Origin of the sequence: Mycobacterium scrofulaceum (assembly GCF_002086735.1) — a bacterium.
GTDB classification, from domain to species: Bacteria; Actinomycetota; Actinomycetes; order Mycobacteriales; family Mycobacteriaceae; genus Mycobacterium; species Mycobacterium scrofulaceum.
The window spans coordinates 1-12191 of the sequence record NZ_MVIJ01000013.1; the positions used below are offsets into that span (position 1 = coordinate 1).

The 12191-nt window shown below is 66.1% G+C and carries 10 protein-coding genes; 1 reads left to right on the forward strand and 9 read right to left on the reverse strand.

Annotated elements, in window-relative coordinates; translation table 11 throughout:
* The 8 genes from BST44_RS10725 to BST44_RS10760 all read right to left on the reverse strand — a co-directional run.
* A partial coding sequence (locus tag BST44_RS10725; RefSeq protein ID WP_279628972.1) for a virulence factor Mce family protein occupies positions 1–1392 on the reverse strand: 1392 nt, incomplete at its 3' end.
* A complete protein-coding gene (locus BST44_RS10730) occupies positions 1389–2948 on the reverse strand; it encodes a virulence factor Mce family protein (RefSeq protein WP_083177106.1) in 1560 nt (519 codons plus the stop codon). The genes BST44_RS10725 and BST44_RS10730, both read right to left, overlap by 4 nt.
* The gene (locus BST44_RS10735; protein ID WP_083177107.1) at positions 2945–3985 is read right to left on the reverse strand and encodes a virulence factor Mce family protein; all 1041 of its coding nucleotides are present in this window, start codon (positions 3983–3985) and stop codon (positions 2945–2947) included. Before BST44_RS10735 ends, BST44_RS10730 begins: the two co-directional genes overlap by 4 nt.
* A gap of 13 nt (positions 3986–3998) precedes the next feature.
* Positions 3999–5315: an MCE family protein gene (locus BST44_RS10740; protein WP_083177108.1), complete on the reverse strand. Its 1317-nt coding sequence runs from the start codon at positions 5313–5315 to the stop codon at positions 3999–4001.
* 5 nt (positions 5316–5320) lie between these two features.
* The gene (locus BST44_RS10745; protein ID WP_007170276.1) at positions 5321–6190 is read right to left on the reverse strand and encodes an ABC transporter permease; all 870 of its coding nucleotides are present in this window, start codon (positions 6188–6190) and stop codon (positions 5321–5323) included.
* Position 6191: 1 nt separating this feature from the next.
* Positions 6192–6905, reverse strand: a complete 714-nt coding sequence (locus BST44_RS10750; RefSeq protein WP_369804363.1) for an MlaE family ABC transporter permease — start codon at positions 6903–6905, stop codon at positions 6192–6194.
* 761 nt (positions 6906–7666) lie between these two features.
* On the reverse strand, positions 7667–8338 hold the full coding sequence (locus BST44_RS10755) for a TetR/AcrR family transcriptional regulator (protein ID WP_083177110.1): 672 nt from the start codon (positions 8336–8338) through the stop codon (positions 7667–7669).
* A 233-nt stretch (positions 8339–8571) separates the two neighbouring features.
* Complete coding sequence (locus BST44_RS10760) at positions 8572–8877, reverse strand: hypothetical protein (protein ID WP_083177111.1); 306 nt, start codon at positions 8875–8877, stop codon at positions 8572–8574.
* A 277-nt stretch (positions 8878–9154) separates the two neighbouring features.
* On the opposite strand from BST44_RS10760, the gene BST44_RS10765 reads away from it, so the two are divergent.
* Complete coding sequence (locus tag BST44_RS10765) at positions 9155–10816, forward strand: purine-cytosine permease family protein (RefSeq protein ID WP_083177112.1); 1662 nt, start codon at positions 9155–9157, stop codon at positions 10814–10816.
* Here BST44_RS10765 and BST44_RS10770 read toward each other — a convergent pair.
* Positions 10813–12147, reverse strand: a complete 1335-nt coding sequence (locus BST44_RS10770) for an acyltransferase family protein (protein WP_083177113.1) — start codon at positions 12145–12147, stop codon at positions 10813–10815. The genes BST44_RS10765 and BST44_RS10770 overlap by 4 nt on opposite strands.
* Positions 12148–12191 lie beyond the last annotated feature (44 nt).

Sequence of the window (12191 nt, forward strand, 5' to 3'; positions counted from 1 at the left end):
CTGCAATCCCGGGGGAGGGGGCGGGGAGTCCGGGCCACCCATCAGTTCGGTCAGCGACTCGGGGGTCAACAGGCCCCCGGTGGCCGGCCCCACCTGCGTGCCCTGCATCCCCGGCGCGACCACCCAGCCGGGCTGGGTGTTGCGGTGCGAGAACGGGGTGTCGGGAACCCAGATCCCCGGCACCGTCGTGTCCTTGTACCCGTTGGGCGGCTGCAGGCGGGGTTCGGAGTAGGCGATTTCCTTGGGCAGCGCCTCGGCGGTGCTGAACAGGTTCAGGCCGAAAGGCAGATAGTTGAACTTGATCGCATCGAGGATGGGCGCCAGGTATTGCGCGCACAGCTCGGCGGATTCCTGGTAGCCGAGCCGGCTGCCGGCCTGAATCATGCTGCACATGAACTGCATTGGGTTCGCGAAGTTCGGAATCGCCGGGATGGACATGACGGCACCGTGGGACGGGTGATAGATCTGGCTGAGGTTCGTCTCCAGCGTCGGCAGGACGTGCAGGGCGGTCTCCAGTCCGTTCAGCGGGTCGGGCTGGACCAGCGTGGTGGTCAGGTTGGCGAGGTTGTCGACGTCGTGGGCGAGCACCTCGCGGTTCTTGGACAGGAACGGGCGCAGCGTGGAGAGCAGGCCGTCGAACTGCCGGAGCGCATTGGCGAGGTCGCGGTCTGACCCGGTCAACTTGTCGGTGAACAGGGCCAGGTTCTTGTTCAGCGCGACGAACTGCCGGTCGTCCTTGTGCAGGGCGTTGACGAACTGGGCCAGGCTGCGCACCACCGCGAAGAAGTCGCCCCGGCCCTCGTTCAGCGCGGTCAGCGACCGCGACAGGCTGTCCAGCGTGGTGTTGATCTGCTTGCCCTTGCCGGCCAGCCCATCCGCGAACGACTCGATCGCCTCACCGAACGGGCCCTTGGGTTGCTCGGGCGTCGGGCCGAGTTTGGAGATGATGTTGGCGACGCTCTCGCGCAGTTCGTCCCACTCGGTCGGCACCTGGGTGCGCTCGATCGGGATCACCGCGTTGTTGCCCATCACCGGGCCGCCCTTGTAGGGCGGCTCCAGCTGAATGCTGCGCGATGCCACCAGTGTTGGGTTCACGACCACCGCGGACGCGTTGGCCGGCACCTTGTATTTGTTGTCGTAGTGAAACGTCACCTTCATCTTGTCGCCGGCCGGCTCGATCTTGTCGACCGAGCCCACGCGAACCCCCATGATCTGAACCTTGTCGCCGGAATAGAGCGCGTTCGCCGTGGGCAGGTAAGCGATCACGGTGTTGGTGGTCAGCTTCTGGTAGAGCCGCCAGCCGACGAGCCCGGCGACCAGCGCCAGCAGCACGATCATGGCCCCGACGACCGTGCGGGGCCGCAGTTTGCGGATGGGGAAGACGCTGCTCAATTCTGGCTACCTCCCGTGACGCCGCTGCCTCCCGTGCCGCCGGGGTTGATGAACGGTGCCGGCAGCTGCTGGCCGGGTCCCGGCGGCGCGGCCGGCCCCGGCGGCGGCCCGGGCGCGAACGCCGACGGCGGGGGGGTGGGGCCGGCGGGTTGCAGGTTCTCCGTGCGCGCGCCCGGTGGTGCCTGGGCGGGCAGCGGCACCGGTGTGCCCGGGACGTCCGGTGGCGCTTCGCCCGGCCGCCCGGCGATCGGAATCCCGGGTGTCGGTGGCAGGCCGTTCGGATTCGGCGGCGACGCAGCGACGTCGATCGGTGCCGGGAAACTGCCGCCGAAGGCACCGGCGTCAACACCGGCGCACGGCAACGGGTTCCACGGCCGCGGCAGCGCGTTGGCCGGCGGCGTGTACGAGCACGCCGTTCCGGGCGGGACGGCCGGTCCCGGGTGATCCGGGGTGCCTTCCCGCACCGGCGGCGCGGGTGGCGGCGCCCCGTTGGGGAAGCGGGTGCCGTTCGGGTCGGGCCAGCGGAACGCGGGAAGCCCGGCGCTGCGCCAGAAGTCCTCGGGGTCGATGCCGCGCTTCTTGAATGCGGCGTCGACGAACGGCTGCAGGATCCAGTACGGCAGCAGGTTGGACAGGACGATCTTGAAGTACGGCCCGGACGCGACGGATTCTCCCAGCGATGCGGCGAATTGGCTGACGTAGGTGAGGGTTTGAGCCAGGTCGTCCTTTCGTGCCACCAGCACGTCGCTGATCGCGCGTAGCTGTTCAAGCACGGGATTGAGGTTCGGGTTGTCGTTGATGAATCCCTGCACCTCGGCCGAGAAGGCGGAAATGTTTTGCAGCAGAGCGCCGATGGCGCGGCTTCGTTCGTTGAACGCGGCGAGCAGCGTCTTGGTGTTGACCAGCAGTCGATTGATCTGTTCGCTGCGGTCACCGAGGACGCTGGCCACCTGATGCGCCTGGGCGAGCAGGTGCTTGACCTGTTCGTCGCGTTTACCGATGGTGTCGGAGAATCTGGTCAAACCGTCGAGCGCGGCACTCAGGTGCGGATAGGTCTGATTCACGTTCTGCGACAGGACATTCAGCGACTGCTTGACGGTGTCGATGTCCCAGCCGGTGGCGGCCTTGGTGATGTCGAAGTTCGCGTCGTAGAGCTGATAGGGGGTGGTGCTCTGACCCAACGGCAACACGGCTCCGGAACGGAGCTTCTGGGTTCCCCGCGGCTCGATCTCGAGCACCTTCTTGCCCAGGATGGTGTCGGTCTTGATCGCGAGCCGGCTCTCGCTGCCGATGGTGTTGGCGCCGATGTTGAACTTGATGAGGACGTGGTCGCCGTCGATGTCGAACGCCTCCACCTTGCCGACGTTCACACCGGAGATGCGCACCTTGTCGCCCTTGTTGAGTTGGCCGGTGTCGGTGAATTGCCCGTAGTAGCTCGGACTGGCGAACATCATCGGGATGCTGGTGAAGCTTTGCCCGACGGCGACGACGAGCACCAGCACGGTGATGCCCATGAGCCCGACCCGGTTACGGTTGAATTCCGTCAGCGTTCTCATTGCGGCGTGCACCTGCCGGTGGGCTGCTGCCAGATCCGGACCGTGCGGACCGGACCGCCGGCCTGCAACCCGTTCCACCTGATGCTGAGGTCGCAGAGGTAGAAGTTGACCCAGTCGCCGTAGAGGCCGATGCTGCGTCCGATCAGGTTGAGCGCGGTCGGCGTCTTGTGGATCAGATCCCCGAGCTGGTCGCGTTGGTCGACGAGTGGCTGCTGAAGGGCCTGCAGGTAGTTGATCGCCTTGTGCAACAGAGCGCGGTTGTCCGCGAGCAGGTCGGCCACCGTTCCGGTGGCGTTGCTGATGTTGGCGGTGCCGGCGGCCAGCGGGTCGGCGTGGTTTTGCAGCCCGGTGATGAGCCTTTCGAAGTTGTCGACGGTCTGGTCGAACTCCTGGCGATGCCGAACCGTGGTGTCGAGCACGGTGTTCAGGTTTTTGATCACCTCGCCGATCGCCTGGTCGCGTTCCGCGATGTGCGCGGTCACCTGCGCGGTTTGGTCGAGGATGTCGTTGATGGTGCCGCCCTGTCCCTGGAACACGGTGATGATGGCCGACGCGATGGTGTTGACCTTCTCCGGATCGAGCGCGCGGAACAGCGGCTTGAAACCACCGATCAGGGCGTCGAGATCCAGCGCCGGTGCGGTGCGAGACAGTGGGATGAACCCGCCCGGCGGCAGCACCCGGTCGGCGCCGACGCCCTCGCCGCGCTTGAGCTCGAGGTAGCGGTCGGCGAACAGGTTGAGATACCGGATCTGCGCGGTGGTCGACTGGTAGAGCGGTATCGAGCGGTCGACGTCGAAGTCCACCATCACGCGCTGGCCGCCGTCGATCAGCCGCACCGCCTTGACCTTGCCGATCTCTACCCCGGCGGCGCGGACGAACTGGCCGTTCTTCAGGCCGGTGGCGTTCTTGAACTCCGCGGAATAGCTGTTGGTGCTGTTGAAGCGCATCTGGGCGAACACCACGACGATCGACACGGTGATCAGCAGCAGCACCAGCGAGACGATGCCGAGCTTGATGGCGGAGCCGGTAATCTTCATGAATTCATCGCTGTCATGGGTTGATCGTGTTGTCCCCGACTTGGCGGCCCCAGACGTACTCGATGGCGTACGGGGAACCGGTTTCCAGATGGTTGTAGGGCGCGAGGCTGGCGCCCGTGTCCACCACCAGACTCGGGGCCGGCCACAGGTCATGGGTGATGGCCTGCCAGCAGCCGGGCGCGCCTCCCGGGCCGCCGCGGGCGTTGACCCGCGGCAGATTGTCCGGATACACAAAGGGATTCGGCGCGCCGCCGACCAGCCCGGCCAGTCCCAGGAGGCCCATGGTGGCCGCGGTGCCGGCCAGCCCCGGCAGCGTGAGTATGCCGCCCAGCCCGGAGGTGAGCTCGGTCATGGTCCTCAGCGCGTAGCCGTTGCCACCGCCCGTCGTCGCATAGGCGGCCGGTTCTTCGTCGTAGTAGTTGCGGATGGTGCAGAAGAACTCGGGGCTGTAGGTGTCGAGCAGCTGGGCGGTCGGCACCAGGTCGGCGGCGCCGCGCTGCAAGTAGGGCCCGCCGCGCGCGAAGATGTCCTCGCCGGTGTTGCCCAGCCCGGCCGCGGCCAACAACGCCGAATCCAGGTCGGCTTCCTGTCGGTGCAGCGTGCGCGCCGTGATCACCGCGTTGTTGAGGGAGTCGAGCAGGGCCGGAGCGGCGGCGGTGTAGATGTCGCCCAGGGCCGCCAGCTGCGCGATGTCGTGCCGGATCTGCGGCATTTGCGGGTTGATGTCGTCGAGGATGGCGTTGGCGTTGACGATCGATTGCCCGAACTTGTCGCCCAGCCCGGTCAGCGCCTGCGCGGCCGCTGCGAGCGTCAGGTTGACCTTGACCGGATCCAGCTTCTCCGTGATCGAGGTGAGCGTCTCGAACAGCGTGTTGAACTCGGTCGTCACCGACCTCGCGTCGATCAAGTGCTGCGACGTGATACGTTGCGGCGTAGGCTGCTTCGGCGAGGTCAATGACACATACTTGTTACCGAACACCGTGGTCGCCCTGATATTGGCGTCCACGTTGGCCGGAATCAGCTCGATCCACTTCGGATTCACGTTCAAGACGAACTTGGCGGCCGGTGTGCCGTCCCGCTCGATCTCCGAAATGCTGGCCACCCGGCCGATTTCCACGCCGTTGTAGGTGACCTTCGAGCCCGGGTCCATCACCAAACCGGACCGGGGGGCCAGCATCGTCAACTGGGTCGTCGGCGTGAGCCGGCCGCGAAACTGCAACCACACGAACCCCAACACCACCGCCGAGACGATCAAGAACACCAGCGCCGTCGTCCGGTACGGCGGAATGCGTTGCGGGTTCTCCTTGAGTTTCGGGGCCGGGGTTGTCATGGCGGCTACACGGTGAGGTTGAAGTTCGGGGTTTTGCCGTAGACCGCCATCGCGGTCAGGACGACCACCACGACGATCGTGATCAACGACAGCCGCATCGACCGGCCGACCGCTTCGCCGACGCCGACCGGCCCGCCGGTGGCGGTGTAGCCGTAATAGCAGTGGGTGGTCATCACGACCACCGCCACCAGGATGACCTCCGCGAACGACCATCCCACGTCGTTGAGGCGCAGGAACGTGTGGAAGTAGTGGTTATAGGTGCCGATGGACTGCCCGTACAACAGGACGGTGGTGACCTGCTGGGACAGGAACGCCATGGTCATCGCCAACCCGTAGAGCGGGATGATGACGATAAGGCCCGCCACCACGCGGGTGGACGCCAGAAAGGGGACCGACCGGATGCTCATCACCTCGAGCGCGTCGATCTCCTCGCTGATGCGCATGGCGCCCAATTCGGCTGTGGCGCCGGCGCCGACCGTGGCGGCCAGCGCCTGACCGGCGGCCACCGGTGCCACAAACCGCACGTTGACCAGTGCGGCCAAGAACCCGGTGAATGCCTCGACACCGATATTGCCCAGGGTCGCGTAGCCCTGGATGGCGACCAGTGAGCCCGCGGACAGGGTGATGAAGCCGACGATGGCGGCGGTGCCGCCGACCACCGCCATCGCACCGGTGCCCATTCCCATCTGGGCGACCATGCGGAGCAGCTCCTTGCGGTAGCGGTGCACGGCGAACGGGATCTGGCCGATCGCGCTCAGTGCGAACCAGACCATCTGCCCGATCTCGACCAGTGGTCGGGACGGAACGTCGCCGTATCGGATGACGAGCGCGCTGGTCCGCGGGAAGCGGACGCGCAGTGCTGCGGCCGTGGACATGTCAGCGCCCCGTCCCGAACCGGACGCCGATGGTGGTCAGCGCGGCATTGACCGCGAACAGCGCGATGAAGCACAGCACCACCGTCTCGTTGACGGCGGTCCCCAAACCTTTGGACCCGCCGCGGACGATCAGCCCGCGGTAACAGCCGACCAGGCCGGCGATCAGCCCGAACGTTGCGGCCTTGATGAACGCGATCACCACCTCGGGCAGGCCGGTGAGCGCCGTCAAGGTGGAGAGGTAGGCACCGCTCGACACGTTCTGCAGGTACACGCTGAACAGGTAGCCGCCCCCCAGGCCGACGGCGACCACGAGGCCGTTGAGCAGCACCGCGACCAGGGTCGAGGCGACGACGCGCGGCACCACCAGCCGGTGGATCGGGTCGATGCCGAGCACCTCGAGCGCATCGATTTCCTCGCGGATGGTGCGCGCGCCGAGGTCGGCGCAGATGGCCGTGCCGCCCGCTCCGGCGACCACCAGCACGGTCACGATCGGGCCGAGCTGGGTGACCGCGCCGATCGCGGCACCGGCGCCGGAGACGTCGGCGGCGCCGATCTCGGCCAGCAGCAGGTTCAGCGTGAAGATGAGCAAGACGGTTTCCGGAATGGATACCGCGATGGTGGGCAGCAGCGACACCCGCATGAGAAACCAGCCATTCCAGATGAACTCGCGCCACTCGAATGGCTGCCTCAGCGCTTTGCCGGTCAGCACGCACATGCGGAAGAACCCGCCGGCGACTTCGGTCCCGGGACGAAGCCTGGTCCCTAATTTGCTGGCAACCGGGTGCGAGGTCGTCATCCGCACCGCCCCTCAGCCAACTGCGCACCGACTACCGTCGTGTCGGCTGACCGCCCGCGAGCGCCGCGGACCGTCCCCGGATCGGAACCGCGATGGCGAACGCGATGTGGATCGGCGGCCCGGCTCGCCGAGAAATCGCATCGCGAAAAAAGTTGTGCTACAGGGCTGCTCGACGAGCGGGGAAGCGACGACAGCTGCGGGCGCCCTTGCCCGCAGTTTCGGTGCAGCAATGCTCTGTGCTCGCCGTGGTGCGCCCCACCGCATCGTTCCCGCCGCCAGTCGACCAGGTGATCCCCCCGACCGGCACTCCGGGGCCGTGCCCTCAACTCCATACCGCCCTCGTTTGCGCCACGCAGCAACTATGGCATTCGACCGTACGGTCAGTCAATAACCTGGGGCGTCGCGTCGCCGGGCCGCAGCGATCAGGCGGGTGCCGGTGGCGAGTGAAATCGCGGGATCTACACCATTAACAGCGAGTTTGGGCCGCTGGTGGGCGGTTGCCGGTTATTGTGCGCATGGGCGCTCCAAGTGAAGGCGCGGGAATAAACTGACCGCGCGTACAGTAAGACCAGGCTTGTTCGATTAGCTCGATCGAGGTTGGACCGGGTCAGGGCTGAGTGGATCAAGGCGACCGATCGGGGCCAATCACCTTCCGGCGCAGGGCATTCGAGGCCAGTCGATCATTCCGCGGGGCTCGTGACCGCGGTAAGGCATTCGCGTACCACCGCGACGACCTGCGCCGAGGGGTCCGCCCACTTGCTCAGACTCAAGCGGTCGAGCAGCAGTCCACCGAGAAATACGTCGACAAAGGCGGCCCCGACGTCTTCGGGCGTCCGGGAATCGGCGGGATCGAACCACACCCACATCCACTGCAGGGATCCCCACAGCTGTAGGGCCGCCAGTTCGGCGTCGACGCTTCGGAACACGCCGCTCTCTATTCCGCTGCGGATCTCGTCAATCGCCAGCATTTGCAACCGATGACGCATCTTGCGCACGTGCTGCATCGCCGGGTCGTCGAACAACTGAACCACTTCGCGCTGGCTTGCCACCGTGGCATGCCGGGCGACCACTTGTAGCAGTGCGGAGGCGTAGATGATGGCGGCGATGCGTTCGTGGGGCGCGGCCAGGCGGGCCCATGCCATCTCGAGCGCATCGAGTTGGCGGGACAGGTGCAATTCTTCGAGTTCCCGCAGCATCTGGGCTTTGGTCCCGAAGTGGTGAACGATGGTGCCCTTCGACATGCCCAGCTCGTCGGCGATGTCGCCCATATTCGTTCTGTCGTAGCCACGTTCGGCGACATAGCGGACGAACGCGTCGAAAATCTCGCCACGTCTACCAGGCGATCGGGGCATCTTCCACCCTTATGGCTCAGACTAACCGTACGAACGGTCTATCATAAGCTCCGCGATGTCAAGATTCGGCCAGGCCGCGCCGCCGAGGTGACGGATGCCGTTTCGCCGCCGGCGTCGCCGATCCGTCGGCCCACGCGGCCCCCGACGACCAGGTCGCACGCTGAATCGTTTAGCGAGCCAGGGAAAATGACGTGCCGGAAGCTGGTGCGGGCCGGTCCGTCGGTGGGCTGCGTCTACAGGGCCCTGGGGCCGGCGACCCTCGCCGGCGCGGTGACGACATACGTGTTCGCTTTTGCTGCCGGCTTGATCTCGCCGGCGGTGTACACGGTCATGAGCTCTCTGCCGTCGCCGTCGGCGACACACACATAAGTATCCGTCTCGGGGTCGTAGTCGAAGCTGTCCCACGCCAAGAGGAAAGCTAAGCAGTTGCCGTCGCGGTCGGCGACGACGAGCTTGTGCACGCCGGACTCCCTGAGTAGCTCGGCATCCTGCTTACGCTGCTGAGGGACGTTGTTGGTGTGGAGCGTAGCGTGTGACATCTGTCTACTCCCTTAGCGAGGGTGTCTCCGTCTAGCCTAGGCTCAACCGCTCAAGGAATCCGAGCCTTGGCGGAAACGTTTCTCCCCGAAAATCGGCCCGACCAGGGCACTACGACCCCTCTCTCAGGGCCGTTGGTCGCTTACCCGAAAATGCGGTGATCGGGGAGGAACGCCCCGGGTGCCCGCGGCGGGGAGGCTTAGAAGAAGCCGGGCGTCACCTTCCCGCAACCCGCGTCGGCTATCTTCGGCGGGACTTTTTCGCGAGCGAGGGGTGGGTATGACGCAGAGAGCGGGGTCGGACGTCGATCCGTCCGCGGCCGTTGTGGACCTGGACACCATGACGGCCACCAGGGAGACGCTCGAGGACTACACGCTGCGGTTCGCGCCGCGCAGCTATCGACGGTGGTCCACGGCCGTGGTTGGCATCTCCGCTCTCGGTGGCATCGCGTATCTGGCGGACTTCGCGATCGGCGCCAATATCGGCATCGCGTACGGCACAGCCAACGCGCTCTGCGGTATCGGAATTTTCGCGCTGGTGATCTTCGCGAGCGGGTTGCCGCTGGCGTATTACGCGGCACGCTACAACCTCGACCTGGACCTGATCACCAGGGGCAGCGGCTTCGGCTACTACGGCTCGGTGGTCACCAACGTCATCTTCGCAACCTTTACCTTCATCTTCTTCGCGCTCGAGGGCTCGATCATGGCGCAGGGGCTCCAGCTGGGTCTGCACGTGCCGCTTTGGGCCGGCTATGCCTGCTCGACATTGATCATCTTCCCGCTGGTGATCTACGGCATGAAAGTGCTTTCACAACTGCAGCTTTGGACCACGCCGCTGTGGCTGGTCCTGATGGTCGTGCCATTCGTCTACCTGGTGGTGCGGCATCCGGATTCGGTCCATCAGTTCTTCGGATACCGCGGCCGCGGCGGCGACGGCGCGGTCAACATCGGTTCGAGTCTGTTGGCGGCGGGGGTGTGCCTCTCGCTCATCGCCCAGATCGCCGAACAGATCGATTACCTGCGTTTCATGCCCCCGCGGACGCCGGCGAACCGGCGCAGCTGGCGGACGTGGGTGCTGCTGGCGGGACCGGGCTGGGTGGTGTTCGGCGCGATCAAACAGATCATCGGCCTGTTCCTGGCGGTCTACTTGATCTCTCGAGTCGCGGGCTCCACGCCGGTGGCCAATCAGCCCGTGCACCAGTTCCTCCTGATCTACCGCAACTTCATGCCGGGTTGGCTGGCGCTGACGCTGGCGGTGATCCTGGTGGTGCTCAGTCAGATCAAGATCAACGTGACGAATGCATATTCGGGTTCGTTGGCCTGGACCAATTCGTTCACCCGCGTCACCAAGCATTACCCCGGCCGCGTCGTGTTCCTCGCCGTCAACCTCGTCATCGCGTTGGTCATGATGGAAGCCGACATGTTCGACGTGCTGAACACGATTCTCGGGTTCTACGCCAACTGCGGGATGGCCTGGGTGGTGGCCGTGGCATCGGACATCGTGGTCAACAAGTACCTGCTCAAGTTGTCGCCGAAGACGCCGGAGTTTCGCCGCGGCATGCTGTATGCCGTCAACCCGGTGGGTTTCGGGTCCATGCTGTTGGCCGCCGGGCTGTCGATCGTCGCCTTCTTCGGCGGCCTCGGTCCGGCGCTGCGGCCCTACTCGCCGCTGGTGGCGATCGTCGTGGCATTCGTGATGCCGCCGATCCTGGCGATCGCGACCAAGGGCAAGTACTACCTGCGCCGTACCCACGACGGCATCGACTTGCCGATGTATGACGAACACGGCAACCCCTCAGCCGCGCAGCTGAAATGCCATGTCTGCCACCACGACTACGAGCGGCCGGATGTGGTGGCGTGCGAGACGCACGGCGCGCATATCTGCTCGCTGTGCCTGTCCACCGACAAGCTGGCCGACCACGTGCCGCCGGCCCACCGTTAGGCGCTCGGGCGCCGCTGCGGCCGGTGTTCGGTGACGCGTGTCAAGGATTTGGGGCGCGCGGCCACCAACACGACCCCGGTGACGAACACGCCCGCGGCCGTCCACGAGAATCGCCCGTCCGGTGCGAAGCCGCCCTGTGCCAACAGATGCAGACCGACGGCCGCCAGGACGGCACCGGCCAGCATGATGGCCTCGGCCCACCGATCACCAAGGGGCAAGCCAAATGTGGGTAGCGGAGCCGCGAAGAACCGCCGCTGCCACCACAACAACAGCATTTCGCCCGCCGTCACCACGCTGAGGATCGCGATCCACTCCAGCCGGACCAGCCACCACGCCGCCGAACCCTCGGGTGGTTGCGGAATCAGGCCGGCCGGATACGCGACGATCGCGACGATAACCACCGGGATCATGTGCCACAGGTAAAGGGCCATCACGTTGGCGTTGGCGGTGGCCAACACCCGGTGCACCGGGCGGTGATGCAATACCCGGTCGAGGACCGCCGCGAACGCCATCGCCAGCGCGGCCTGCGCGCACCCGAACGCCATCATCGCCACCGTCGGGGGTGTGGTGTTCTCGATCGCTTCGCCCGGAACGCCGATCATGCTCACCGGGTACGGCCCCACCCGGATCAGCAACGCCAGAGCGACGGCCGAACCGGCGGCCAGCAGCACCGGTCTGCGCCCGGCCAACAGCCCACCGCGCCAGGCGATCCCGAGCTGATAGAGCAGGCCCCAGCACAGCAGGTAGTTGAGCGAGCCGACGTAGGGGACATGGCCCGCCAGCGAGACGACGTCCACCAGCACGACCCCGGCCGCCAGCACCGCCGGCACCAGCAGGCCCCAACGCCTGTGCGCCGCAACGGCAATGGGCGTCAGTGAGACCACCAGCACGTACACGGCGAGGAACCACAGGTGCATCGCCACCGCCCAGCCCGCGTATTCCAGCACGGTGCCCGGTACGCGCCGCAACTCCAGGACGACCACGATCACCGAAACAACGGCGACGTAGACCGTGGTCGGTCCCAGCACCCGCGCCAGTCGGTGCCTGATCCAGGCCTGGCGCGAGAAACTACCGGCGTCGCGGCGGTGCGACCACGACACCGCGCCGGCGTAGCCGGCCACGAAGAAGAACACCGGAACAGCCTGGAAAATCCAGGTCAGCCACTGGGTCCAGGGCATGTCGAGCAGCGGGTTCTCGCGGCCGAATTGGCCGTCGCGGTAGGTGACCGAACCGGCCAGCCAGTGACCCAGCACGATGAGGACCACGCCGGACGCGCGGTAGAAGTCCACCGCCAGATTGCGGGCCGGTCGCGTCGTTTCTACGTCGTCCATCGGATCGCGGCAAGATCGATGCGCTGCACTCGCGCAACGGTACC